This window comes from Humibacillus xanthopallidus (genome assembly GCF_044793955.1).
In the GTDB taxonomy this organism is placed as follows: domain Bacteria; phylum Actinomycetota; class Actinomycetes; order Actinomycetales; family Dermatophilaceae; genus Humibacillus; species Humibacillus xanthopallidus_C.
Genome location: NZ_CP084995.1, coordinates 2999465 through 3025155, shown reverse-complemented (window position 1 = coordinate 3025155; position 25691 = coordinate 2999465). Strand labels below are relative to the sequence as shown.

The 25691-nt window shown below is 71.9% G+C and carries 22 protein-coding genes and 1 riboswitch; of the genes, 13 read left to right on the top strand and 9 right to left on the bottom strand.

All coding sequences use genetic code 11. The features are described from left to right. Positions 1-45 precede the first annotated feature (45 nt). The 11 genes from paaB to LG278_RS13465 all read left to right on the top strand — a co-directional run bounded on the left by paaB (position 46) and on the right by LG278_RS13465 (position 9427). A complete protein-coding gene (gene paaB / locus LG278_RS13515) occupies positions 46-312 on the top strand; it encodes a 1,2-phenylacetyl-CoA epoxidase subunit PaaB (RefSeq protein ID WP_404393653.1) in 267 nt (88 codons plus the stop codon). Then, positions 309-1145 carry a 1,2-phenylacetyl-CoA epoxidase subunit PaaC gene (gene paaC / locus LG278_RS13510; protein WP_404387625.1) on the top strand — a complete coding sequence of 279 codons (837 nt, stop codon included), beginning with the start codon at positions 309-311 and terminating at the stop codon, positions 1143-1145. The genes paaB and paaC overlap by 4 nt, the downstream gene beginning before the upstream one ends. Continuing rightward, complete coding sequence (gene paaD / locus LG278_RS13505; protein ID WP_404387623.1) at positions 1145-1651, top strand: 1,2-phenylacetyl-CoA epoxidase subunit PaaD; 507 nt, start codon at positions 1145-1147, stop codon at positions 1649-1651. The genes paaC and paaD overlap by 1 nt, the downstream gene beginning before the upstream one ends. Continuing rightward, positions 1652-2785, top strand: coding sequence for a 1,2-phenylacetyl-CoA epoxidase subunit PaaE (paaE, locus tag LG278_RS13500; RefSeq protein WP_404387622.1), 1134 nt, complete (start codon positions 1652-1654; stop codon positions 2783-2785). A gap of 2 nt (positions 2786-2787) precedes the next feature. Continuing rightward, positions 2788-3903 (top strand): alpha/beta hydrolase, encoded by a 1116-nt coding sequence (locus LG278_RS13495; protein WP_404387621.1) that lies wholly within the window; start codon positions 2788-2790, stop codon positions 3901-3903. A gap of 137 nt (positions 3904-4040) precedes the next feature. Continuing rightward, a complete protein-coding gene (locus LG278_RS13490) occupies positions 4041-4223 on the top strand; it encodes a hypothetical protein (RefSeq protein WP_404387620.1) in 183 nt (60 codons plus the stop codon). Between the two features lie 62 nt (positions 4224-4285). After that, positions 4286-5098: a thymidylate synthase gene (locus LG278_RS13485; protein WP_404387618.1), complete on the top strand. Its 813-nt coding sequence runs from the start codon at positions 4286-4288 to the stop codon at positions 5096-5098. A gap of 44 nt (positions 5099-5142) precedes the next feature. Beyond that, a complete protein-coding gene (locus LG278_RS13480; protein WP_404387616.1) occupies positions 5143-5610 on the top strand; it encodes a dihydrofolate reductase in 468 nt (155 codons plus the stop codon). A 207-nt stretch (positions 5611-5817) separates the two neighbouring features. Further along, on the top strand, positions 5818-6705 hold the full coding sequence (gene dapA / locus LG278_RS13475; RefSeq protein ID WP_404387614.1) for a 4-hydroxy-tetrahydrodipicolinate synthase: 888 nt from the start codon (positions 5818-5820) through the stop codon (positions 6703-6705). 60 nt (positions 6706-6765) lie between these two features. After that, positions 6766-8451 (top strand): ribonuclease J, encoded by a 1686-nt coding sequence (locus LG278_RS13470; RefSeq protein WP_404387612.1) that lies wholly within the window; start codon positions 6766-6768, stop codon positions 8449-8451. Between the two features lie 7 nt (positions 8452-8458). Further along, complete coding sequence (locus LG278_RS13465; protein WP_404387610.1) at positions 8459-9427, top strand: endonuclease/exonuclease/phosphatase family protein; 969 nt, start codon at positions 8459-8461, stop codon at positions 9425-9427. A gap of 61 nt (positions 9428-9488) precedes the next feature. Here the strand turns inward: LG278_RS13465 and LG278_RS13460 are convergent, their stop codons facing one another. After that, positions 9489-10877 (bottom strand): aminotransferase class V-fold PLP-dependent enzyme, encoded by a 1389-nt coding sequence (locus LG278_RS13460; protein WP_404387608.1) that lies wholly within the window; start codon positions 10875-10877, stop codon positions 9489-9491. A 36-nt stretch (positions 10878-10913) separates the two neighbouring features. Further along, positions 10914-11038: riboswitch (SAM riboswitch) on the bottom strand. 118 nt (positions 11039-11156) lie between these two features. Next, positions 11157-12572: an MFS transporter gene (locus LG278_RS13455; protein ID WP_404387606.1), complete on the bottom strand. Its 1416-nt coding sequence runs from the start codon at positions 12570-12572 to the stop codon at positions 11157-11159. A gap of 109 nt (positions 12573-12681) precedes the next feature. Here LG278_RS13455 and LG278_RS13450 point away from each other — a divergent pair, with 109 nt between their 5' ends. Next, a complete protein-coding gene (locus LG278_RS13450) occupies positions 12682-15645 on the top strand; it encodes a DNA translocase FtsK (protein ID WP_404387604.1) in 2964 nt (987 codons plus the stop codon). Between the two features lie 204 nt (positions 15646-15849). Here LG278_RS13450 and LG278_RS13445 read toward each other — a convergent pair whose 3' ends face one another. The 6 genes from LG278_RS13445 to kdpF are packed head-to-tail and all read right to left on the bottom strand — an operon-like array spanning position 15850 to position 23431. Further along, the gene (locus LG278_RS13445) at positions 15850-16527 is read right to left on the bottom strand and encodes a response regulator (RefSeq protein WP_404387602.1); all 678 of its coding nucleotides are present in this window, start codon (positions 16525-16527) and stop codon (positions 15850-15852) included. Continuing rightward, positions 16524-19058, bottom strand: a complete 2535-nt coding sequence (locus tag LG278_RS13440; RefSeq protein WP_404387600.1) for a DUF4118 domain-containing protein — start codon at positions 19056-19058, stop codon at positions 16524-16526. Before LG278_RS13440 ends, LG278_RS13445 begins: the two co-directional genes overlap by 4 nt. Before the next feature lie 17 nt (positions 19059-19075). Then, complete coding sequence (kdpC, locus tag LG278_RS13435) at positions 19076-19648, bottom strand: potassium-transporting ATPase subunit KdpC (protein WP_404387598.1); 573 nt, start codon at positions 19646-19648, stop codon at positions 19076-19078. A 20-nt stretch (positions 19649-19668) separates the two neighbouring features. Further along, a complete protein-coding gene (gene kdpB / locus LG278_RS13430; RefSeq protein ID WP_404387596.1) occupies positions 19669-21702 on the bottom strand; it encodes a potassium-transporting ATPase subunit KdpB in 2034 nt (677 codons plus the stop codon). Continuing rightward, on the bottom strand, positions 21699-23345 hold the full coding sequence (gene kdpA / locus LG278_RS13425; RefSeq protein ID WP_404387594.1) for a potassium-transporting ATPase subunit KdpA: 1647 nt from the start codon (positions 23343-23345) through the stop codon (positions 21699-21701). The genes kdpB and kdpA overlap by 4 nt, the downstream gene beginning before the upstream one ends. Continuing rightward, positions 23345-23431, bottom strand: coding sequence for a K(+)-transporting ATPase subunit F (gene kdpF / locus LG278_RS13420; protein WP_404393651.1), 87 nt, complete (start codon positions 23429-23431; stop codon positions 23345-23347). Before kdpF ends, kdpA begins: the two co-directional genes overlap by 1 nt. A gap of 101 nt (positions 23432-23532) precedes the next feature. On the opposite strand from kdpF, the gene LG278_RS13415 reads away from it, so the two are divergent. Continuing rightward, positions 23533-24276 carry an ion channel gene (locus tag LG278_RS13415; protein WP_404387592.1) on the top strand — a complete coding sequence of 248 codons (744 nt, stop codon included), beginning with the start codon at positions 23533-23535 and terminating at the stop codon, positions 24274-24276. A gap of 170 nt (positions 24277-24446) precedes the next feature. Here LG278_RS13415 and LG278_RS13410 read toward each other — a convergent pair whose 3' ends face one another. Then, complete coding sequence (locus LG278_RS13410) at positions 24447-25664, bottom strand: dipeptidase (protein WP_404387590.1); 1218 nt, start codon at positions 25662-25664, stop codon at positions 24447-24449. Positions 25665-25691 lie beyond the last annotated feature (27 nt).

Sequence of the window (25691 nt, the reverse complement as noted above, 5' to 3'; positions counted from 1 at the left end):
GCGCCCGAGGCGCCGACAGCCGCCCCCGCCGAGAAGAGCTGGCCGCTGTGGGAGGTCTTCGTCCGCGGCAAGCGCGGGCTCTCGCACGTGCACGCCGGCTCGCTGCACGCGCCCGACGCGGCACTCGCGCTGCGCAACGCCCGCGACGTCTACACCCGCCGCCAGGAGGGGGTCTCGCTCTGGGTGGTGCGCGCCGACGACATCACGGCGAGCAGCCCCGACGAGAAGGACTCCTTCTTCGACCCGGCGGCCGACAAGATCTATCGCCACCCGACCTTCTACGACGTGCCCGACGATGTCGAGTACCTGTGAGCGGTCTCGTGAACTCCACCAACGCCCCGTCCGAGTCCGACGAGGCCCTACCCGGCGCGGCCGACAACGGTCCGTCCGGCGTGAGCCCTGTCGCGCCCTACCTGCTCGGGCTCGCCGACGATGCCATGGTCTATGCGCAGCGCCTCTCCGAGTGGATGACGAACGCCCCGCAGATCGAGGAGGACATGGCGCTCGGCAACATCGCCCTCGACCTGCTCGGCCAGGCGCGCGCGCTCTATCCCTACATCGGATCTATCGACGGCACCGGCCGCGGCGAGGACGACTACGCGATGCTGCGCGACGAGCGCGACTGGCGCAACGTGCACCTCGTCGAGCAGGAGCGCGGTGACTTCGCCGACGAGATGGCCCGCCTGCTGTGGTTCTCCGCCTACCAGGTCGAGCTCCAGACGGCGCTCACCGGCTCGTCCGACGACGTCGTCGCGGGGGTCGCCGGCAAGGCGCTCAAGGAGGTGCGCTACCACCTCGACCACGCCTCGCTGTGGGTCGTGCGTCTCGGCGACGGCACGCCGGAGTCACACCGCCGCATGCAGGCCGCCCTCGAGCGCGTGCTGCCTCACCTCGCCGAGCTCTTCGACGACGACGAGGCCTCCGTGACGGCCGCCGGCCTCGGGGTGGGCGTGCTGCCCTCGAGCCTGCACGACGCCGTGGTCGCGCGGGTGTCGCGCGTCGCCGACGAGGCGACCCTCACGCTGCCTGACGGCTCGCCGTGGCGCTCGCGGGGCGGCCGGTCCGGCATCCACTCGCGGCCCATGGGCTACCTGCTCGCCGAGATGCAGCACATCGCGCGGTCACACCCCGGCGCCACGTGGTGATGGCCGTGGCAGTGGATTCCGCTCTCGCACAGGCGATCTCGCGCATACCCGACCCTGAGGTGCCGGTCATCACCATCGCCGAGCTCGGCATCCTGCGCGACGTCGAGGTCGACGAGGAGGCACACACCGTCGTCGTGACGATCACCCCGACCTACAGCGGGTGCCCCGCGATGGAGGCGATCGCGTCACGCATCGCCTTCGAGGCCCATCAGCAGGGGTATGCCGCCGACGTCCGCACGCAGCTGTCGCCGGCGTGGACGACCGACTGGATGACGGACGAGGGCCGGGCCGCGCTGCAGCGCTTCGGCATCGCCCCGCCCGGGCCGGCCGCGGCAGGGGAGTCTCGCGGCCCGGTCGCCGTGAGCCTCAGCCGCCACGTCGTCGCCTGCCCACGGTGCGGCTCCACCGACACGACCGAGATCGCCCACTTCGGCTCGACCGCGTGCAAGGCCCTGCGCCGGTGCAACGCGTGCCTCGAGCCCTTCGACGAGTTCAAGGCCATCTGAATGACCGACGTCACGACCGCGACCGAAGAGGCCCCCGCGCCCTCGCGTCACCGGGCCCGCTTCCACCCGCTCACCGTCGCTGCCGTCGAGCGACTCACGGACGACGCCGTGGCCGTCACCTTCGCGGTGCCCGACGGGCTCATCGAGGACTACCGCTTCGAGCCCGGGCAGCACCTGACCGTGCGGGCGACCATCCACGGGCAGGAGGTGCGCCAGTCCTACTCGATCTGCCAGTCGCGCGGCGCCGCCGGCATGGAGCAGCTGCGCCGGGTCGCCGTGGCGCGCGTGCCCGAGGGGCGCATGTCGACCTTCCTCAACGACGTCGTCGCGCCGGGGGACGTGCTCGACGTCATGACCCCGCTCGGGTCCTTCACCTGCCCGACCCGGCCGGACGGCATACGTCATCACGTCGCGATCGCGGCGGGGTCGGGCATCACGCCCGTGATCGCCCTGCTCACGACGGCGCTCGAGGAGGAGCCGGGCTCCCGGGCGACGCTGCTCTACGGCAACCGGCGCACGAGCTCGATCATGTTCCTCGAGGAGCTCGAGGACCTCAAGAACCGCTTCCCCGGGCGCTTCCAGCTCATCCCGGTGCTCTCGCGCGAGGCCCAGGACGTCGAGCTCTTCCACGGCCGACTCGACCGCGAGCGGCTGGCGGCCATCTTCGCCGCCCTCGTGCCCGTCGACCAGGTCGACGAGTGGTATCTGTGCGGGCCGTTCGGCCTGGTCACCGGCGCGGAGGAGCTGCTCCTTGAGCGCGGCGTCGACCCGGGCCACGTGCACCACGAGATCTTCCACGTCGACGACGGCACGACGCCGCGGCGGCCGGTCGTCGTCGACGACGGGGCGCCACCGGAGGCCGTGGTGACCATCAACCTCGACGGGCGCACGACCGTGATCCCGATGCCGAGCCGCGAGGAGACCATCCTCGACGCGACCCTCCGCGCGCGGCCCGACGCCCCCTACTCCTGCACCGGCGGGGTCTGCGGCACGTGCCGGGCCCGCGTCGTCGCGGGCGAGGTGCGGATGGACCGCAACTACGCCCTCGAGCCCGAGGAGGTCGCGGCCGGCGTCGTGCTCGCGTGCCAGAGCCACCCCGTGACCGACGCGGTCAGTCTCGACTACGACGCCTGACCATGGACGACGGGCGGCTCGACGAGACGAGGCCGACACCCGCCCGCGCGCCTGCCCTCGTCGGCGCTCTCGCCCTCGTGGCCGGGGCCACCTGCCTGGCCATCGGCGTCGGGCTCTCCCCGCACCTCGTCAAGGACGGGCTCACCGCGACGTCGGTCGTGGCGCTGCTCGCGGCCCTGACCGGCCTGGCGCTCCTCGTCGTCGGCGTCCGGTCGGTGTGGCGTGCCGGGCACCTCGTGGCGCGGCTGCTCGTCGTGCCCCTCGCGGTCGTCCTCGTGGCAACGGCCGCGCTGACGCTGGGGCAGGCAGTGGCGGCGACGAACGTGCCGCGAGCCGCCTTGGGCGACAGGACACCCCAGAGCGTGGGCCTGCGCCACGAGGACGTCACGACCCTCACCGATGACGGCGTGCGCCTCGCGGGGTGGTATGTCCCTTCGACGAACGGCGCGGCGGTCGTGCTCTGCCACGGCGCCGGGTCCACGAGGTCGAGCGTGCTCGACCACGCAGCCGTCCTGGCGGCGCGGGGCTACGGCGTGCTCCTGGTCGACGCCCGGGGCCACGGCGCGAGCGAGGGCCGGGCGATGGACTTCGGGTGGTTCGGCGACCTCGACCTCCGTGCGGCGGTGGACCTGCTCGCCCGGCGGACCGACGTGGACGACGGGCGCGTGGGCGTCGTCGGCCTGTCGATGGGAGGGGAGCAGGCCGTCGGCGCCCTGGCCGCCGACGACCGGATCAGGGCCGTCGTGGCCGAGGGCGCCACCAACCGGGTGGCCGGCGACAAGGCGTGGCTCTCCGAGGAGCTCGGGGTGCGCGGGCTGCTCCAGGAGCAGCTCGACCGGCTCACCTACGGCGCCACCGACCTGCTGACCTCGGCGTCGCCGCCGCCGACCCTGCGCGACTCGGCAGCAGCGGCGGCGCCGCGGCGTGTGCTGCTCGTCGCCTCGGCGGCGTCCGTCGAGGAGGTGGGCGCGGCCCGGTTCATCGCCGCTGGGTCGCCCACCTCGGTGAGCGTGTGGCTCGCGCCCGGTCGGCACACCGGCGCCCTCGCGGCCGCCCGCACCGAGTGGGACCGGCGGGTCGGACCGTTCCTCGACTCCGCCCTCGAGCCCTCCGGGTGATCGAGGCGTCCGGCCGAGCGCCCTTCCGAGCGCCCTGCCGGGGCAGGGTGACGGGGGTCTCGTGGGCGGTGCCTCCAAGCCACCACCAGGCCCACGGTGCGAGGCGCACACTGGAGAGGACGGTGGAGGAGCGAGCGATGAGCAACAGCAATGCGAGTGCAGCCGGCGGTGGTGTCCTTTACAGCCTGGGCATCTTCGGGGCGTGGGTCTACTTCTGGCAGCAGGCCGACGCGTTCGGGGAGTACGTCCTCGCTGTCTTCCAGGGGCTCTTCTGGCCGGCCTTCATGGTCTACGACGTCTTCGTCGCCCTCGCCCGGTGAGTTCGGCGCGGTCCACCCGGACGTCGTGGGGTCGTGTCGCCGCTCGGGGTTAGGCTGCGGACGTGCGGCAGTATCTCGATCTCCTCGACCATGTCCTCACCCACGGCCAGCAGAAGTCCGACCGGACCGGCACGGGCACGCTCAGCGTCTTCGGCCACCAGATGCGCTTCGACCTCGCCGACGGCTTCCCGGCCATGACGACCAAGAAGCTGCACCTGCGCTCGATCATCGGTGAGCTGCTGTGGTTCCTGCGCGGCGACACCAACGTGCGGTGGCTCCAGGAGCGCGGCATCTCGATCTGGGACGAGTGGGCCGACGAGCACGGCGACCTCGGCCCGATCTACGGCTACCAGTGGCGCTCGTGGCCGACGCCCGACGGTCGGCGGGTCGACCAGATCGCCAAGGTCATCGAGCAGATCCGCACCAACCCCGACAGTCGCCGGCTCATCGTCTCGGCGTGGAACGTCGCCGACGTCGACGACATGGCGCTGCCCCCGTGCCACACGATGTTCCAGTTCTACGTCTCGCCCCCCGGCGACGACGGGCGGCGGCGCCTCTCCTGCCAGCTCTACCAGCGCAGTGCCGACATCTTCCTCGGCGTGCCGTTCAACATCGCCTCCTACGCCCTGCTCACGCAGATGGTCGCCCAGCTCACCGACCTCGAGCCGGGCGAGTTCGTGCACACGCTCGGTGATGCGCACCTCTACCTCAACCACCTCGACCAGGCCCGGCTGCAGCTGACCCGCACCCCGCACCCCCTCCCGACGATGCGCATCACCGCGGGCAAGCGGAGCATCGACGAGTTCGACATCGACGACTTCGAGCTGCTCGACTACGTCGCCGAGCCGGGCATCCGGGCGCCGATCGCGGTCTGAGGCCGATCGGCTCCGCCCGGTGCTGCATCTGGGAGGCTGGGGCCATGACCCGCGTGACGATGATCGCGGCCGTCGGCCGCAACGGCGTGATCGGCGACGGCGAGACGATGCCGTGGCACCTGTCGGAGGACCTCAAGTACTTCAAGCGCCAGACGATGGGCCATCCCATGGTCATGGGTCGGCGCACCTTCGACTCGATGGGCTCCCTCCCCGGCCGCCGCAGCATCGTCATCACCCGCCAGCCCGACTGGCACCATGCAGGGGTCGAGACCGCCCACTCGCTCGACGACGCGCTGACGCTCGCCGGGCCCTCCGACGAGGTCTTCGTCGTCGGTGGGGGAGAGATCTACCGGATGGCCATGCCGTATGCCGCCCGACTGCTCATCACCGAGGTCGACCAGTCCCCGCCGGGCTCGGTCACGTTCCCCCCGATCGACCCCGACGACTGGCTCGAGACCGGCCGCGAGCAGCGCGACGGCTTCACCTGGGTGAGCTACGAGCGGCGATCCTGAGCCCCACGAGGGTCTCGCCGAAGAATTTTCCCGCCAGGTCTGTAACGCCCGCGCCGCTGCCGCGATGAAGCAGGTGCGAGGCACTACTCGGACCCCCGAGCGAGTAGTGCCTCGCTTTTTCGTGCCCCGCTGGTGCCGCCGCCGGCGCGCGCCAGATAGCGGTGGGCGCAACGGGTGGGCTGCAGGTGCGGGCGCTAACCTTGCCCCATGGCAGGAGCACCCGCACTCGGACGCGTCCTCTCGGCGATGGTCACCCCGATGCGGGACGACGGCTCCATCGACCTCGACCAGGCGCAGGCCCTCGCCGTGCACCTCGTCGACCACGGCCACGACGGTCTGGTCGTGTCGGGCACGACGGGGGAGTCGCCGACGACGTCTGCCGAGGAGAAGGTGGACCTCCTGCGCGCCGTCGTCGAGGCGGTCGGCGACCGCGCCGTCGTCATCGCAGGCACCGGCAGCAACGACACGGCCAAGAGCGTCGAGGAGACGCGGCTCGCGCAGAAGGTCGGCGCCGATGCCGTCCTCGCCGTGACGCCGTACTACAACAAGCCGCCGCAGGCCGGGCTCGTGGCGCACTTCATCGCGATCGCCGACGCGAGCGACCTGCCGGTCATGGTCTACGACATCCCCGGCCGCTCCGGCATCGCGATCGCCCGCGAGACCTACGTGCGCATCGCCGAGCACCCCGGCATCTGCGCGGTCAAGGACGCCCGCGCCGACTACTGGCTCGCGAGCGAGCTCATGCAGGCCACCGGTCTCGACTGGTACTCCGGTGACGACGCGGCCAACCTCCTGCACTTCGCCAACGGTGCCGTCGGCTTCGTCGGCGTCACCTCGCAGGTGGCCCCCACGGCATACCGCGAGATGGCCGACGCGGTGCTCGCCGGCCGCTGGGACGACGCCCGTGCGGTGCACCGGCGTCTTGCCCCGATCGTCGAGGCGGTCATGAACGTCACCCAGGGCGCCATCATGGCCAAGGCCGCCCTCGTCGAGCAGGGTCTCATCGGCGGTCCGACGGTGCGCCTGCCGCTCGTCCCCGCCGACGAGGTGCAGCGCGGCCTCGTCCGCGAGGCGCTGGCCGTCGTCTCGGCGTGACCCCCACTCAGCCACCGCCGGTCGCCACCAGCGACCGCACCACCGAATGACAGGACACCTGTGAGCCACCCTCACCCCGAGCTGACCGCACCCCCCGCCCTCCCCGACAACGGCCTGCGGGTCGTCGCCCTCGGCGGGCTCGGCGAGGTCGGCCGCAACATGGCCGTCCTCGAGACCAAGGGACGCCTGCTCATCATCGACTGCGGCGTGCTCTTCCCGGAGGACCACCACCCGGGGGTCGACCTCATCCTGCCTGACTTCTCCTACCTGCAGGGCCGGCTCGACGACATCGAGGCCATCGTGCTGACGCACGGCCACGAGGACCACATCGGTGCCGTGCCCTACCTGCTCAAGCTCAAGGGCGACATCCCGCTCATCGGCTCCACGTTGACCCTCGCGCTCATCGAGGCCAAGCTCAAGGAGCACCGCATCCGGCCCTACTCGATGGCCGTCAAGGAGGGGCAGCGCGAGCGGCTCGGCGTCTTCGACCTGGAGTTCGTGGCCGTCAACCACTCGATCCCCGACGCGCTCGCCGTCTTCGTGCGCACCGAGGCCGGCACGCTGCTGCACACCGGGGACTTCAAGATGGACCAGCTGCCGCTCGACGGCCGCCTCACCGACCTGCGCGCCTTCGCCCGCCTGGGCGAGGAGGGGGTCGACCTCTTCCTCACCGACTCGACCAACGCCGACGTGCCGGGCTTCACCACCCCCGAGCTCGAGATCGCTCCCGCGATCGACAAGGTCTTCCGGCACGCCGAGCGGCGCATCATCGTGGCCTGCTTCAGCAGCCACGTGCACCGCGTGCAGCAGGTCCTCGACGCCGCAGAGAAGGCCGGTCGCAAGGTCGCGATGGTCGGCCGGTCGATGGTGCGCAACATGGGCATCGCCGCCGAGCTCGGCTACCTCCGCGTGCCCGACGGCATCCTCATCGACATCAAGCGCATCGACAGCCTGCGCGACGACGAGCTCGTGCTCATCTGCACCGGCTCGCAGGGCGAGCCGATGGCCGCCCTCTCGCGCATGGCCAACCGGGAGCACCGCATCGACGTCGGCCCCGGAGACACGGTGCTGCTCGCGAGCAGCCTCATCCCCGGCAACGAGAACGCCGTCTACCGCATCATCAACGGGCTCATGCGCCTCGGCGCCAACGTCGTGCACAAGGGCAACGCCAAGGTGCACGTCTCGGGGCACGCGAGCGCCGGCGAGCTGCTCTACTGCTACAACATCGTCAAGCCGCGCAACGTGCTGCCCGTGCACGGCGAGTGGCGGCACATGTATGCCAACGCCCAGCTCGCCATCCAGTCGGGAGTGCCGGAGCGCAACGTCGTGCTCGCCGAGGACGGCGTCGTCGTCGACCTCGTCGACGGAGTGGCCGAGGTGACGGGCGTCGTCGAGTGCGGCTACGTCTACGTCGACGGCAGCAGCGTCGGTGGGGCCGACGAGGCGCTGCTCAAGGACCGCCGCATCCTGCGCGACGAGGGCTTCATCACCTGCATCGTCGTGCTCGACGCCGCCACCGGCAAGATCGCCAGCGGCCCCGAGATCACGGCCCGCGGCTTCGTCGAGGACGAGGAGATCTTCCAGCAGGTGATCCCCAAGGTCGAGCGGGCCATCGAGGAGGCCGTCGCCAACGGGGTGCGCGACGACCAGCAGCTCCAGCAGGTGGTGCGCCGCACGGTCGGCTCGTGGGTCGGTGGCAAGATCCGGCGGCGACCGATGATCATCCCGGTCGTGCTGCAGGCCTGAGGTGTCGATGCCGGCTCCCGCCCGACGTCGCCTCCTGCTCGACGTCGCGATCCTCGTCGTGCTCCTCAGCCTCGTCGCCGTGGGGACGCTGCGCTGGATCGACACGACGGCATACCCCGTCGTCGTGCTCCAGACCGCAGCGCCGTTCGTCGCCATCGGCCTGCTGCTGCTCGTCGGCGTGACGGCCCTCCTGCGGAGGTGGTGGATGCTGCTGCCGGTGGGGCTCGCCGTGGCGGTGGCCGCGACGCTCGTCGTGCCGGCCTTCCTCTCGCACGCGTCGCCCGACGCGACTCGCGACCTCACGGTCATGTCGGCCAACCTGCGGGTCGGGGGCGCGCAGCCGACCCAGCTGATGGACGCCGTCCGCTTCCACGCCGTCGACGTCCTCGTGCTCACCGAGGTGACGCCCGGGGCGGTGGAGGGCCTCACCAGGGAGGGTGCCGACTCCTACTTCCCCCAGCAGGTCGGTGAGGCCGAGGCCGACGGCTACGCGGGCACCATGGTGCTCTCGCGCTACCCCCTGCGGGAGGTGTCGGCCGACCTCGGCGGCTCACCCAACCGCCAGCCCGAGGTGGCGGTGACGATCGACGGGGTCGACCTGCGCGTGCAGACAGCGCACCCGGCCGCCCCGATCTCGGGCCAGACCCCCGAGTGGCGTGCGGGGCTGCGCGCGCTGCAGGCGTGGAAGGAGCGGCAGACCGGAGCGGATCCGATCCTGATCGTCGGCGACTTCAACAGCTCGTCGGCGCACCCGGGTTTCCGGGCGGTCGCCGCCGGTCTCGACGACGCGCAGCGCACCACCGGCAGTGGCTGGGTGCGCACCTGGCCGTATGCCGACAGCCGCCTGCCGCCGTTCGTGCAGCTCGACCACGTGCTGAGTCGCGGCCTCACCGTGATCGACTCCGGTCAGGTGGCCCTCAACGGCACCGACCACGCCGCCGTGTGGGGCAGCTACGCCCTGCCCGCCGCACCCTGACTCCCGGTTCGAGGTGATGCCGGGCCTGACGTGGGTGCCAGGATCACCTCGACCCAGGCGGTCACCAGGGTCGCTCGACCTCGACTTCGCGCGGGTCGCCGCCCTCGACGGCCCAGCCGGCCTCGGTGCGGGTCCAGGTGGCCGCCGTGCCGTGGGCGACGAGGGAGTCGACCGCCCCGATGAGGCGCTCGACGGCCTCGTCGGTGGTGCCGAGGCCGATGCTCGCGCGCACCGCGGTGGCCGGGTGCTCGCCCCACGGGTCGTCGAGCAGCTCGTCGACGAGCAGGTGCGCGCAGAACTTGCCGTCGCGCACGCCGATGCCGTGCTCGACCGACAGCGCCTGCGACACGAGGGAGGAGTCCCAGCCCGCGACGGTGAAGGCCAGCACCCCGACCCGGTCGTGGTCGTCGTCGAAGAAGGAAAGCACATCGACACCGGGCACGGCCTCGAGGCCCTCGCGCAGGCGGGTGAGCAGCCGCGCCTCGTGGGCCTCGATGGCCTCGCGGTGGCGTCGGATGGTCGCGCAGGCGGCAGCGATGGCGACCGCGCCGACGACGTTGGGGCTGCCGCCCTCGTGGCGGGCCGGGCCAGTGGCCCACAGGATGCCGTCGTCGGTCACGGCGCGGGTCGCCCCGCCGCCGAGCAGGTAGGGGGTGCCCGCGTCGAGCCAGTCGCTGCGTCCCGCGAGCACTCCGGCTCCGAAGGGGGCGTAGGTCTTGTGGCCCGAGAAGGCGACGTAGTCGGCGTCCCAGCCGGCGAGGTCGATCGTGCGGTGCGCCGAGAGCTGGGCGGCGTCGACGGCGATGCGGGCGTCGTGAGCGTGGGCGATCGAGGCGAAGCGCTCCACCGGCCACACCTCACCCGTGACGTTGGAGGCGGCCGCGATGACGACGAGACGGTGGCGCGAGGGGTGGTCCGCGAGCGCCTCCTCGAGCAGCAGGGCGGCGTCGTCGACACTCTGGGGCACCGGCAGCCGCACGGTGCGCGAGCGGCCCCACGGGAGCAGCGTCGAGTGGTGCTCGGTGCCGAAGACGAAGACGGTCGTGCGGCTCGGCAGGGCGCGGGATAGCACGCCCCACGAGTCGGTCGTCGTGCGCGTGAAGATGACGGTGTCGTCGGCGCGCGCCCCGACGAAGTCGGCGACCTCGGCGCGGGCCTGCTCGTACCACGCGCTCGTCAGCCGGGAGGCGTAGCCGGCGCCGCGGTGCACCGACGCGTAGGTCTCGAGCGTGCGGTCGACCGCCTGCTTGACGGTCTCGAGGGCCGGGGTCGACGCGGCGTGGTCGAGGTTGGCGTATGCCGTGGGGCCGGTGAGGGTGGGCACCGTGAGCCCGGCGCCCACGACCCGGGGGAGGGCGGCCGTGTCGGGCACGGCGTGCAGGGCACGGGTGCGCACGACGGGGGCCGCGGCCGCCGAGGCGCCGCAGAGGGTGCTGGGAAGGACCGACATGTGACTGCTCCTGGGGTGTGGGACCCACCGGATGCAGGCCCGCGCTTGCCGGACCTCGACACGCGTGGGACGAGGCACAGCCTGGTCGTCACCCGGAGCACCCCACCGCGGAGGAGGGTTGCTGGCCAGCGAGCCGGGGCTTGTCACTGGCACTCATGACCTGCGCAGAACGATAGGGGAGGGCGATCAGCACTGTCCACCGGTCAAGACCGGCTGTGTCGTCATCTGAGACGAGGCGCTGTGGCGCCTGCCGAGCGGAGTGGGCGCCGCCGCAGCAGCTCAGCGGGAGCGCCGACGACGCCGCACGTCCCGGAACTCCGCGGCGAGCGAGAGGCCCGGGCGGTCGTTCATGGAGCGCCAGGCGGCGAGGCCGGCTGCCCCCATCCCGAGCCCCGCGAGCAGGTAGGCCGCCATTGCCCCTGTGTAGGTGAGCTCCATCGGCCCGAGCGTGAGCGTGCGGGGGAGCGAGAGCGCCGCGTCGAACGTGGCGGCGAGCAGCGGAGCGACGGCGAGCACGAGCACGAGCACGACCCCGTCGAGCGACTGCACGAGTGCGAAGGTGCGACCGCGCACCTCGTCCTCCACGGTGAGGCCGAGCAGCGTGTAGCCGACCACCCAGGCCACGCCGATGACGGCGCCGAGCACAGTCGCGAGGGGCAGCGCGACGAGGAGCGTGGGCACGACGGCGAGCACGAGCAGGACGGCCCCCGCGCTCGTCAGCGCTGCACCGAAGATGCGCGGTCGGGAGAGCCCGGCCAGCACCCGCGGGCCGACAACGATCCCGATGGCCATGCCCGTGAAGACGGCCACGAAGAGCATCCCGTAGCCCGGCGCCCCCGCACCCATGTCCTTGACGAAGCGGGTCGCGAGCCCGATGACCAGCCCGCCCGCGGCGAAGGCCCCGAGCATCCCCGCGATGAGGCCACGCACGAAGGGCCGCTCCTTGACGATCAGGAGGCCGTCGGTGACCGTCCGCAGGACCGACTGCCCGGCCAGCGCCTCGCTCGCGGCCCGCGGCGGGAAGGTGAGCCGCGAGACGATCCACGCGCTGGCGAGGAAGGTCGCGCCGTTGACGTACATCGCGAGGTAGATGCCCTCGGGGTCGAGCCCGGGCACGGCGGTGCGCAACGGGCCGCTGAGCAGTGACAGACCGGAGAAGACCAGGGCCGCGACGGGCGCCGTGCCGTAGCTGCCGACGAGTCCGAGCTGGTTGGCCAGCTCGAGCCGAGCGGGGGGCACGAGGTTGGGCACCGTCGCGTCCTTGGCGGGGTTCCAGAAGAGCGAGATGCACTCGATGAGCACGATGGCGACATACATCCACCACAACGAGCCGACGACCGGGATCGAGACGAAGAGCGCGAAGCGCAGCAGGTCGCCGACGACCATCGTGTGGCGCCGGTCGAGCCGGTCGGCGACGACCCCGGCCAGTGGGCCGAGGAGCACCGCGGGTGCGATGCGCAGGATGAAGACTCCCGACACGGCGAGGTACTCACCGACGCCGTCGGCGGCGAGCTCGGCGGCCAGCGCCGTGGTGGCGAGCAGCGCGAGCCAGTCACCGAAGCTCGAGATGGTGCCGGCCGCGAAGAGGTTGCGGAACGGCCGGATCGCGAGCAGCTGTCGCAGCGCCGGGCCGCCGGGCGGTGTGAGGCCCCCGGTGGCGTCGTGTCCCTCGGCTGGGGGCGGCCCCGTGCTCACACCCCCAGCCTACGAGTGGGGCACCAGGGCAGGACTCGTCTCGCACTCTTTCAGCGGTGGTGCGCGTGTGACGCGTGAGTTGGGAGGGACGTTGACGTACGGTGCGACCATGGCGACACGTCCGTCCAGCAGTCCGCGACCGAGCAGCGCCGCCGCGACCCGTGCCAAGGGCACGTCGGGTGGCAGCTCGTCACGCCCGGCGGCTGCCCGGTCGACCCGGCCGGCGCAGCGCAAGCCGGCCGCCCGCAAGGCACCCGCCCGCACGTCCAAGACGCGCGACGGGGGTCTGCCCTTCCCGCTCGGCGCCGTACGCAACACGTGGATGGGCGTCTCGCACCTCGCCGGGGGCGCGGTCCGCCGGGTCGGGCACAGCGCAGCCGACCTCGAGCCCGAGCACCGCCGTGACGGGCTGGGCTTCACCCTCATCGCCCTGGCGGTCGTCGTCGCGGCGCGCGAGTGGTGGGGCGTCAGCGGGGTCTTCGGCCAGGTCGTGCACGCCGTCTTCGCCGGCACCTTCGGACGCGTCGCGTATGCCGTGCCACTCGTGCTGCTCGCCCTCGGCCTCCGCCTGCTGCGCGCCCCCCAGGACGACGGCTCGACCAATCGCATCGTCGTCGGCACGATCGCGCTGACCTTCGCCGCGTGCGGCCTCTCCCACATCGCCGACGGCATCCCCAACCCTCCCGACGGCGCCGACGGCATGCGTGCCGCGGGCGGCATCATCGGCTTCCTCGCGTCGAGCCCCGTCGCGGCGGCGGTCTCCGTGCCCGGTGCGATCGTGCTGCTCAGCCTCCTCGGGCTCTTCGGCCTGCTCGTCATCACCGCGACCCCGGTCAACCTGATCCCGACGCGCCTGCGCCAGCTGCGCGCGCTCGTCATCCACCGCGAGGTCGACGACGCCGAGGCCGCCGACACCGACGCGACCCAGCAGGTGCCCGAGGCCAAGAAGCGGCGGCGCGCCGTCGACCTCAGCGACCGTGACGGTGACGAGGCCTTCCGCCAGGCCGCCCAGAAGAGCCTCGAGGACGACGCCGACACACCCCGACCCGGCGAGAAGCGACCCACGCCGCCCGGCCTCCTCGTGCCCCGCCCGTCGGGCACCAAGGGTGGATCCGCGGCCGGTGCCGCGGCCGGCGCGACCGAGCGTGTCATCGACGCGACCGACCCGCGCACGCTCGGGGCGCCCGACACCTCGAAGATCGGCCCCAAGGCCGAGCTCGTGCCCCCGCCGATGTCCGACCTGCCGGCCCGGGTCGAGCAGCTCTCGCTCGGCGGCGACATCACCTACCGCCTGCCCGGCCACGCGATGCTCACCCCCGGTCCGGCGCACAAGACCCGCAGCGAGACCAACGACCGCGTCGTCGAGTCGCTCACCGGCGTCTTCGACCAGTTCGACATCGACGCCGCCGTCACCGGCTTCACGCGTGGACCGACGGTCACGCGCTACGAGGTCGAGCTCGGCTCGGGCACGAAGGTCGAGCGGGTCACCGCCCTCTCCAAGAACATCGCGTATGCCGTCGCGTCGGCCGACGTGCGCATCCTCAGCCCCATCCCGGGCAAGTCGGCCATCGGCATCGAGATCCCCAACCTCGACCGTGAGAACGTCTCGCTCGGTGACGTGCTGCGCAGCAACACGGCCCGCACCAACGAGCACCCGATGGTCATGGGCGTCGGCAAGGACGTCGAGGGCGCCTACGTCATCGCCAACCTCGCCAAGATGCCGCACCTGCTCGTCGCCGGCGCCACGGGCTCGGGCAAGAGCAGCTTCGTCAACTCGATGATCACCTCGATCCTCATGCGGGCCACGCCCGAGGAGGTGCGGATGATCCTCGTCGACCCCAAGCGCGTAGAGCTGACGGCCTACGAGGGCATCCCGCACCTCATCACGCCGATCATCACCAACCCCAAGAAGGCCGCCGAAGCCCTCGCCTGGGTCGTCAAGGAGATGGACCAGCGCTACGACGACCTCGCGGCGTTCGGCTTCAAGCACATCGACGACTTCAATAAGGCGGTGCGGGCCGGCAAGGTCAAGCCGCTGCCGGGGTCCGAGCGGCAGATCACGACCTACCCCTACCTGCTCGTCGTCGTCGACGAGCTCGCCGACCTCATGATGGTCGCCCCACGCGACGTCGAGGAGTCGGTCGTGCGCATCACCCAGCTCGCGCGCGCCGCCGGCATCCACCTCGTCCTCGCGACGCAGCGCCCGTCGGTCGATGTCGTGACGGGACTCATCAAGGCCAACGTGCCCTCGCGGATGGCGTTCGCGACCTCGAGCCTGGCCGACTCACGCGTCGTGCTCGACCAGCCCGGCGCCGAGAAGCTCATCGGGCAGGGCGACGCGCTCTTCCTGCCGATGGGTGCGAGCAAGCCGATGCGCGTGCAGGGTGCGTGGGTCAACGAGTCCGAGATCCACGAGGTCGTCAAGTTCGTCACGACCCAGCTGAAGCCCAACTACGTCGAGGACGTCACCGTCGTCGCGCCCAAGAAGCAGATCGACGACGACATCGGCGACGACCTCGACGTGCTGCTCCAGGCGACCGAGCTCGTCGTCACGACGCAGTTCGGCTCGACCTCGATGCTCCAGCGCAAGCTGCGGGTCGGCTTCGCCAAGGCCGGACGGCTCATGGACCTGCTCGAGTCGCGCGGCATCGTCGGCCCGAGCGAGGGGTCCAAGGCCCGCGACGTGCTCGTGCGCCCCGACGACCTTCCGCAGACGCTCGCGCTGCTGCGCGGCGAGGACGTGCCGCACCCCAACGAGCCCGACGACGTCGCCGACCTCATCGAGCACCCCGAGCCGTATGCCGCCCCGCCCGTCGCGATCGAGCCGCCGGGTGCGTTCCCGGGCGACCCGGCATACGCCGGTGGTGAGGTCGACGACGCCGACGACGCCGCGGCCCCCCAGCGCACGGCGGCGATCGTCGCGGAGCGCGGGGAGCGACGGCTGCGCGAGGACGACACGACGGCGGTGGCCGCGTGGAGCCCGGGTGAGATCACGCCGCTCGTGGAGGAGGACGACGAGGAGTCCGAGGACGCCTGGAACCTCACCGACCGCGGCGGCCGCGAGCGCTACTGACTGCACGCACCCACTCCCGGCCCGTTTCACCTCCTCACCCCGTCGAGAGGCCACCTCTTGTCGCGTTCCCCGCGTCGAGAGGCCACCGTTTGTCGCACTCCACGGTTTGGCACAGGCGACCAGGAGTGGCCTTTCGACGGGGCAGAGGCGACCAGGAGTGGCCTCTCGACGGGGCACGGGCGACCAGGAGTGGCCTCTCGACGGTCAGGGCAGGAAGCGGTAGCCGAGGCCGGGCTCGGTGATGAGGTGGCGCGGGGCGCTCGGGTCGGGCTCGAGCTTGCGGCGCAGCTGATTGGCATAGACGCGCAGGTAGTTGGACTCGCGGCCGTAGGACGGGCCCCAGACCGAGCGCAGCAGGTCCTGCTGGAGCACGAGGTGGCCGGGCTCGCGGCACAGCGCCTCGAGCAGGCGCCACTCGGTGGGGGTCAGCCGGATCTCCTGCCCCTCCACCGACGCGCGACGCTCGGCAAAGTCGAGGGTGAAGTGGTCGGTGCGCACAGCGGCGATGCGGGGCCCGAGGTCGCCGCTGCGGCGCACGGCGGCGCGCACCCGGGCGAGCAGCTCCTCGACGCCGAAGGGCTTGGTCACGTAGTCGTCGGCGCCGAGGTCGAGGGCCTCGATCTTGTCGTCGCTCTCGTGGCGGGCCGACAGCACGATGACGGGCACGGCCGACCCGGCCCGGATGCGCCGGAGCACCTCGGTGCCGTCGAGGTCGGGCAGGCCGAGGTCGAGGATGACGACGTCCGGGGCGTCCTCGGCAGCGGACTGCACCGCACTGCGTCCGTCGTTCGCGGTCAGCACCTCGTCGCCGTGGGCGCGGAGCGCGATCGAGAGGGTGCGCAGCAGGCGGGGGTCGTCGTCGACGACGAGCACTCGGGTCACGGGTCCTCCTGGTGCTGGGCGAGGGGGAGCTCGAGGACCATGGTGAGGCCTCCGCCCGGGGTGTCCTCGGGGACGAGGGTGCCACCCATGACGGTCATCAGGCCGCGGGCAACGGCCAGGCCGAGCCCGAGGCCGTCACCCTGCGGCGCATCCCCGACGCGCTGGAAAGCGGCGAAGATGTGGTCCTTGTCGGAGTCGGCGACCCCGGGACCGCGGTCGGCGACGCGCAGCTGCACCGTGTCGCCGATGCGGCCGGCGGTGATGCGCACGTCGGCGGGCCCGCGGTGGCGCAGGGCGTTCTCGACGACGTTGGCGAGCACCCGGTCGAGCAGGCCGAGGTCGGTGCGCACGAGCGGGAGGTCCGGCTCGAGCGCCACCTCGACCCGCCCGGGGTCGGAGGTCGTGCGCACGGTGCCGACCACGGCGTCGAGCAGGTCGACGGCGTGGTGGTGGGGTCTCACGGCTCCGGTCTCGAGGCGCGAGAGGTCGAGGAGGTTGCCGATGAGCGCATCGAGCCGGTCGGCGGAGTCCTCGATGGACTCGAGCAGCTCGGCCTCGTCGTCGGGCGGGAGCTCGAGGCCGGTCTGGCGCAGGGTCGACACGCCGGCCTTGATGCTCGCCAGCGGGGTGCGCAGGTCGTGCGAGACCGCTGCGAGCAGGGTGGTGCGGGCGGCGTTGTCACGGGCCAGCCCTGCGGCCTCCCGCGCCGCTCGCACGAGCTGCTCGCGGCCGTGCAGGATCGCGGCGTGCGCCGCATAGGCCGCGACGAGCCGCTGGTCCTCTGCGGCGACCGGTGGGCCGTCGAGGAGCAGGTGCACGCCGTCGTCGACCGGCACGTCGACCGCCCAGGTGAGACCCGGTGGGAGCTCGGAGCCGGGGGACAGGCGCGAGTCCGTCGAGGCGATCACCCGCGGCGGACCGTCGTCGCGCCGCTCGGTCAGCACGGCCGAGCGCATGCCGAGGGCGTCTCGCGCCTTGTCGAGCAGCACCGGCAGCGGGCGCGGCTCGGCGAGCAGGTCACGGCTGAGGGCGGCGAGCGCCGCGGACTCGCGCTCGGCCGACACCGCCTGCTCGGTGCGACGCGCGGCCACGTGGACCACCCAGCTGACCGCCATGGCGACGAGGATGAAGACGGCGAGGGCGAGCGCGTTGGGCGGGTCGCTGATCGTCAGGGTGCCCTGCGGCTCGGTGAAGAACCAGTTGACGAGGAGCGAGCCCGAGACGGCGCAGAAGAGCGCCGGCCAGATGCCGCCGATGAGGGCGCAGGCGACGGTCAGGGCGAGGTAGAGGAGCAGGGTGAGCGAGAGGGTGTGACCCTCGCGGGTGGCCACGAGGATGCTCGTCAGGACGGGCAGGGAGACGACGGCGAAGAGCAGTCCGGTGAGGACCCGTCTCGGCGGGAGGCCGCGCGTCCGTGAGCCACGAGCCGTGACCTGGGACCCCTCGTGCGAGACGAGGTGCACGTCGATGTCGCCGGACCCGTCAGCGACCTCGGACGCGATGCTCGGTCGCAGGAGTTGTTGGAAGCGGCCGCGTCGGCTCACCCCGACGACGACCTGCGTCGCGTTGACACCGCGGGCGTGGTCGAGGATGGCCTCTGCGACGTCGGGTCCCGACACCTCGTGGAACTCCGCGCCGAGGTCGCTCGCGAGGCGCCGCAGCCGTGCGAGCGCGTCGGGGTCGGTCGAGGTGAGACCTTCGGCCGATCGGACGTGGCAGGCGATGAGGTCGCCGCCGGCCGCGCGCGTCGCGATGCGGGCTCCCCGGCGCAGCAGGGTCTCGCTGCCGGGGCCGCCGGTGAGGGCCACGACGACCCGCTCGCGCGTCGGCCACTGCTCGTGGATGCCCTGGTCGGCCCGGTAACGCTCGAGCGCCTCGTCGACCCGGTCGGCCAGCCAAAGAAGGGCGATCTCGCGCAGCGCCGACAGGTTGCCGACCCGGAAGTAGTTGGCGAGCGCGGCGTCGACCTTGTCGGGGCCGTAGATGTTGCCGTGGGCCATGCGTCGGCGCAGCGCCTCGGGAGACATGTCGACGAGCTGCACCTGGTCGGCCCGGCGCACGACCTCGTCGGGCACCGTCTCCTGCTGGCGGACGCCGGTGATCGACTCGACCACGTCGTTGAGCGACTCGAGGTGCTGGATGTTGACGGTCGAGATGACGTCGATGCCGGCATCGAGGATGTCGTCGACGTCCTGCCAGCGCTTCTCGTGCACCTCCCCGACGGGGCGGTCGGGCTCGGGCACGTTGGTGTGCGCCAGCTCGTCGATGACGACGACCTCGGGACGGCGGGCGATGACGGCGGCGGTGTCGAGCTCGGTGAGCTCGGCGCCTCGGTAGGTCACCTCTCGCCTGGGGAGCACCTCGAGACCGTCGAGCAGCGCTGCGGTGTGTGCGCGGCCGTGGGTCTCGACGAAGCCGACGACGACGTCGGTGCCCCGCTCGAGCCGCCGGTGGGCCTCGTCGAGCATGGCCACCGTCTTGCCCACCCCGGGCGCGGACCCGAGGTAGATCCGCAGCGAGCCTCGACCCATGTGCCGATCCTCTCAGGTCAGCCGGGCGTCGCAGCGCCGAGGCGGGCGAGGGCGAGGTTGAGGCCGAGCACGTCGACCCGCGGCTGGCCGAGGAAGCCGGCGTCCCTGCCCTCGGTGTGCTCGTCGACGAGGGTCCGCACGCGGGCGACGTCGAGTCCGCGGGCTGCAGCGACGCGCCCGGCCTGCGCCGCGGCATACGCCGGACTGATGTGCGGGTCGAGGCCGCTGGCCGAGGCCGTGATTGCGTCGGCGGGAGCGGTGGCCGGGTCGAGTCCGGCCGCCTCGGCACGCTGGGCGACCTCCGCGTCGAGAGCGGCGCCCGGGCCGAGGTTGCTGCCCCCGCTCGTGTCTCCGGCATGGTCGCTGGCTGACGGGCGCGACCGGAACCACTCGTCGCCCTCCCACTGCTGGCCCAGCAGGCGCGAGCCGACGACCGTGCCGTCGACCGTCACGAGCGAGCCGCCCGCTTGGTCGCGAGCGACGAGCTGGCCGACGGTCCAGACGGCGGCGGGGTAGAGGACGCCGAGCAGGACGGTCAGCACGAGCATGGCGCGCAGCCCGGCCACCGACTGACGCAGGAGGTTGGTCATGGTGATCACATCGATTCCGTTCACAGCGGGAGCTGGCTCACGACGAGGTCGATGAGCTTGATGCCGACGAAGGGGGCGACGAGGCCGCCGACGCCGTAGACGAGCAGGTTGCGTCGCAGGAGCGCGGTGCTGCCGGAAGGGCGATAGCGAACGCCCCTCAGCGACAAGGGGATCAGTGCGACGATGATGAGAGCGTTGAAGATGACCGCCGACAGCATCGCCGACCTCGGCGTCGACAGGCCCATGATGTTGAGGGCGTCGAGGCCGGGGAAGAGGATGACGAACATCGCGGGGATGATCGCGAAGTACTTCGCGACGTCGTTGGCGATCGAGAAGGTCGTCAGCGCCCCGCGGGTGATGAGCAGCTGCTTGCCGATCGAGACGATGTCGATGAGCTTCGTCGGGTCGGAGTCGAGGTCGACCATGTTGGCCGCCTCCTTGGCCGCCGACGTGCCGGTGTTCATCGCCACGCCGACGTCGGACTGGGCGAGGGCGGGCGCGTCGTTGGTGCCGTCGCCGGTCATCGCCACGAGGCGGCCGCCCTCCTGCTCCTGCTTGATGAGCGCCATCTTGTCCTCGGGCGTCGCCTCGGCGAGGAAGTCGTCGACCCCGGCCTCCGCTGCGATCGACCTCGCGGTGAGGGGGTTGTCACCGGTGATCATGACGGTGCGGATGCCCATCGTGCGCAGCTGGGCGAAGCGCTCCTTCATGCCCGGCTTGACGACGTCCTTGAGGTGCACCACCCCGAGCGCGCGCGGGCACTCACCCGGGCGCTGCGAGGCGACGACGAGAGGGGTGCCTCCGGAGCTGGCGATGCCGGCGACCTCGGTGAGGACCCCGCCCGGCACCTCGCCACCGTGGTCGGTCACCCAGCGGCACACCGCGTCGGAGGCGCCCTTGCGCACGACGCCGCCGTCCTGCAGGTCGATGCCCGACATCCTGGTCTGAGCGGTGAACGGCACGAAGGTCGCACCCAGGCGGTCGACGGCGCCGAGACGCTTGCTGGCCTCATCCGAGAGGCTCGTGGCCGCGAGCTCGATGATCGAACGACCCTCCGGCGTTTCGTCGGCGAGCGATGACAGGTGCGCCGCCTCGACGATCTCGTCGGTGGGCAGACCGGGCGCCGCGAGCAGCGCCGTCGCCCGGCGGTTGCCGAAGGTGATCGTGCCGGTCTTGTCGAGGAGCAGCGTCGACACGTCGCCCGCGGCCTCGACGGCCCGGCCCGACATCGCGAGGACGTTGTGCTGCACGAGCCGGTCCATGCCCGCGATGCCGATCGCGGACAGGAGCGCTCCGATCGTCGTCGGGATGAGGCAGACCAGCAGCGCAACGAGCACGATGACCGACTGCGCCTGTCCGGAGTAGACGGCGAGAGGCTGGACCGCCATGACGGCGAGCAGGAAGATGATCGTCAGCGTCGTGAGCAGGATCGTCAGGGCGACCTCGTTGGGCGTCTTCTGCCGGGCCGCCCCCTCGACGAGCGCGATCATCCGGTCGATGAAGGTCTTACCCGGCCGCGTCGTGATGCGCACGGCGATGCCGTCCGAGAGGACCGTGGTGCCGCCGGTGACCGCCGACCGGTCGCCACCTGACTCGCGGATGACGGGGGCGGACTCGCCGGTGATCGCCGACTCGTCGACGGTGGCCATGCCCTCGACGACGTCGCCGTCTCCGGGGATGACCTCGCCGGGGCCGACGACGACGACGTCGCCGATCGTGAGGTCGGGCGCCGCGACGGTCTCGACGGAGCCGTCGGCCCGCCGTCGCCGCGCCGCCGTCGTCGTGCGGGCCGCGCGCAGGGTGGCCGCCTGGGCCTTGCCCCGCCCCTCGGCGACGGCTTCGGCCATGTTGGCGAAGACGACCGTGGCCCACAGCCAGAGGGTGATGCTCCAGGAGAACCACGACGGGTCGACGATCGCGGCGACCGTGGTGAGCAGTGAGCCGACCCACACGACGAAGACGACCGGGCTGCGAAAGACGTGGCGGGGGTCGAGCTTGCGCACCGCCTGCGGGAAGGTCGCGACGAGCTGTCGAGCGAGGGTGGCGAGGGTCATGACAGTGCCTCCGCGAGGGGACCGAGGGCCAGGGCCGGGAAGAAGGTCAGTCCGGTGACGATGAGTGCCACCCCGACGAAGAGGCCTGCGAACGTGGGGGTGTGGGTCGGAAGCGTGCCGGCGCCGACCGGTCGGCGCCGTTGTGCGACAAGGGCGCCGGCGAGCGCGAGCACGAGCACGATCGGCACCAGGCGGCCGAGCAGCATGCACAGCGCGAGCGTGAGGTTCGTGTAGGGCGTGTCCGCCGAGAAGCCGGCGAACGCGCTGCCGTTGTTGTTGGCGGCCGAGGCGTAGGCATACATCACCTCGGTGAGCCCGTGCGGACCCGTGGCGAGCATCTGCGACGTGACGAGCGGGGCGACCATGCCGATGCCGGTGAAGACGAGCACGAGGGCCGGCATGACGAGCAGGGCGAGCGCCGTGAGGGTGATCTCGCGGCGACCCACCTGCTTGCCGAGCAGCTCGGGCGTGCGCCCCACCATGAGGCCGGAGATGAAGACCGTGAGGATGGCGAGGAGCAGCGCGCCGTAGAGGCCGGAGCCGACGCCACCGGGTGCGATCTCGCCCAGCAGGATCGAGAAGAGCGCGCCGCCACCGCCCAGGGGGCTGAAGCTCTCGTGCATCGAGTTGACGGCGCCCGTCGAGGTGCCGGTCGTGCTCGCGGCGAAGAGTGCTGACGGCCAGACGCCGAAGCGCACCTCCTTGCCCTCGAGGGCGCCGAGCGGGCCGCCCGCCGCGCTGACCTCGGCCCACGTGACGACGGCCACGACGAGGCCCCAGAGGCTCGCCATGACCCCGAGGACCGCCCAGCCCTGCCGACGGTCACCGACGAGCAGGCCGTAGGTGCGCGGGAGCGAGAAGGGGATGACGAGCAGCAGGAAGACCTCAAGGAGGTTGGTGAGCGCGGTGGGGTTCTCGAAGGGATGCGCGGAGTTGGCATTGAAATAGCCGCCTCCGTTGGTGCCCAGTTCCTTGATGGCCTCCTGCGACGCGACGAGGCCACCCTGGGTGACCTGCGAGCCGCCCGAGGGCGTCGTGACGGTCGTGGCCTCGGTGAGGTTCTGGATGACGCCACCGAGGAGCAGCAGGACGGCGGCGACCACCGCCATCGGCAGCAGCACGCGCACCACGGCGCGCACGAGGTCGACCCAGAAGTTGCCAATGGTCGTGCCCGAGGAGCGGGCGAGGCCGCGCACGAGCGCGATGGCCACGGCCAGGCCGACGGCGGGGGAGACGAAGTTCTGGACGGTCAGCCCCACCGTCTGCACGAGGGGAGACACGCCGGACTCACCGGCATACGACTGCCAGTTGGTGTTGGTGACGAAGGAGACGGCCGTGTTGAGGGCGGTGTCGACATCCATGGCTGCGCCCCGGGCGAGGGGGAGCGTGCCCTGGGCGACGATGAGCGCGAAGAGCAGCGCGATGCCGACGACGGAGAAGCCGAGGACGGCCGCGGCATACGTCGTCCACCGCTGCTCGGAGGCCGGGTCGACGCGGCACAGGCGGTAGGCGAGGCGCTCGAGGCGCCAGTGCCCCGGGTCGGTGAAGACCCGCGCGAGCCACGCGCCGAGGGGGACGTGGACGACGGCGAGGGCGGCGACGAGCACTGCGATGGTGAGCAGTCCGCTGGCGGTCTCGCCCATCAGAAGCGGTCGGCGTGCAGCAGCACGTAGACGAGGTAGCCCACCAGGGCCACACCGACCACGGCCAGGGCAATGGTGAGGATCATGAGACGTTCCTACGCCGGTGCCCGCCCCGGATCGCTCGCGTTGACGGCGGGCTGACACCTCTTGACGCGTTCTTGACGAGGTCGCGACTAGGCTCCGGGAGGTGAGTGCATCACTTGAGCTCTGGCCGTCCTCGCCCCGTCGCGCCGGACCGCCGAGCCGCCTCGACCGGCTGCGCCGCAAGGTGACCGACCTGCCGTGCGCGCTACTGCTCTTCGTGCAGCTCGGGGCGCTGCTCACCTACCCGTTCGTCGAGACGCGCGAGGGCGACGTCCACGAGACCGGGAGAGCGGTCTTCGGTCTCATCGGCCTGCTCGTGCTCTTCCTCGCGGTGCGGGCGGTGCGCGCGACGCCTGCCCTGACGTGGGTCGCCGCGGTGCTCGGCGGCCCGGTCGTGCTGCTCACGATCGCCGAGGCGGTGTGGCCGGCCAACGACGTCGTGGCGTTCTGGAGCGCCCTGCTACACGCCCTCTTCTACTTCTACACGGGCTACGGCCTGCTGCGATACATGTTCGCCGATAACTGGGTGACTCGAGACGAGCTCTATGCCACGGGTGCCACGTTCACGGTCGTGGCCTGGGGGTACGCGTACTTCTACCTCGCCATCCAGTTCATCTGGCCCGAGTCCTTCGTCATCCATGGTGAGGACCTTGGTAGCGAGCGCTCATGGTTCGAGATGCTCTACCTCTCTATTGCGAACATGACCGGGACCGGGCTGTCCGACATCTACGCGATCGAGCCACACGCCCGGTCGTTCGTGCTGCTCCAGCAGATCACCGGGATGCTCTACGTCGCCCTCGTCGTTGCCCGCCTCGTCGGCCTCACCATCGCCCGCTTCCGGCAGTGACCGCAGACAGATCCGCAGACTGATCTGCGGGGTGACTGGCTGTGTCGATCTGTCTGCGGATCAGTCTGCGTCTGCTGTCGTCAGGGCAGCACCAGTCGCCGACTGATCTGCAGACTGATGCCCCGCCGCGCCCCGACGCGCTCGCCCCTGCCATGTCGCGTCAGGTCGCGTCAGCCGTCGAGCGCAGCGAAGGTCGCGAGGCTCGGGGCGCGCGTGTCCTGCAGGTCACGGGCGACTGCCTCGACGTCGCGCATCACCCGGAGCGTGTTGCCGCGCACGAGCTGGGCGACCTCCGCCTCCGACCACGCGCGCTCGAGCAGGGCCGCGACGAGCAGGGGGTACCCGCTGACGTCCTCGAGGCCCACGGGGAAGGTGTCGGTGCCGTCGTAGTCGCCGCCGATGCCGACGTGGTCGATGCCGGCCACCTCGCGCACGTGCTCGAGGTGGGCGACGACCTGCTCGATCGTCGCGTCGGGCTTGGAGTGGTCGGCCTGCCACGACGCGGTGAAGCGGCCGAACGCCTCCCAGTCCTTCGCGTCGACCCCGACCTCGGCAGCGGCCTCGGACGCCTCGACCCGCCACGCCGCGGTCGCGGGGGAGACAAACTCCGGCACGAAGGTGACCATGCAGACCCCGCCGTTGCCCGGCAGGGCGGCGAGCACGTCGTCGGGCACGTTGCGGGGCGTGTTGCACAGGGCGAGCGCGCTCGAGTGGCTGAAGATGACCGGCGCCGTCGTCGTCTCGAGCGCGGCGCGCATGGTCGTCGCTGCGACGTGGCTGAGGTCGACCATCATGCCGAGCCGGTTCATCTCGCCGACGACCTCCCGGCCGAAGGCGCTGAGACCACCGACGACGGCCACATCGGTCGCGGAGTCGGCCCAGGGGGTGTTGTCGTTGTGGGTCAGCGTCAGGTAGCGCACCCCGAGCGCGTGCAGCATCCGCAGGGCTCCGAGGGAGCAGCCGATCGAGTGGCCGCCCTCGGCCCCGAGCAGCGACGCGAGGCGGCCGGAGTCCCGGGCCCGCTCGATCTCGTCGGCGGTGCGTGCGAGGGCCAGCCGGTCGGCATACGTCGCGATCATCCGGTGCACGCAGTCGACCTGCTCGAGCGTGGCGGCGACGGCGGCATCGCCCTGCAGGGTGCTCGGCACGAAGACCGACCAGAACTGCCCACCCACCCCACCCTGCTCGAGGCGGGGGAGATCGGTCTGCGTCGTGGGCACCGACTCCGCGATGTCGAGCGCCTCGAAGTCGTAGCCGCTCTGCTCCCGCGCCGCCCACGGCAGGTCGTTGTGACCGTCGATGAGAGGGTGCTCGGCGAGCAGTGCGCGAGCGCGCCCGAGGGGACTGCCGGCGGGCTCGGTGGAGGCGGTCGGGGGGCGTGCTGGCATGTCCGTCATTGAACACCGCGCCATCTA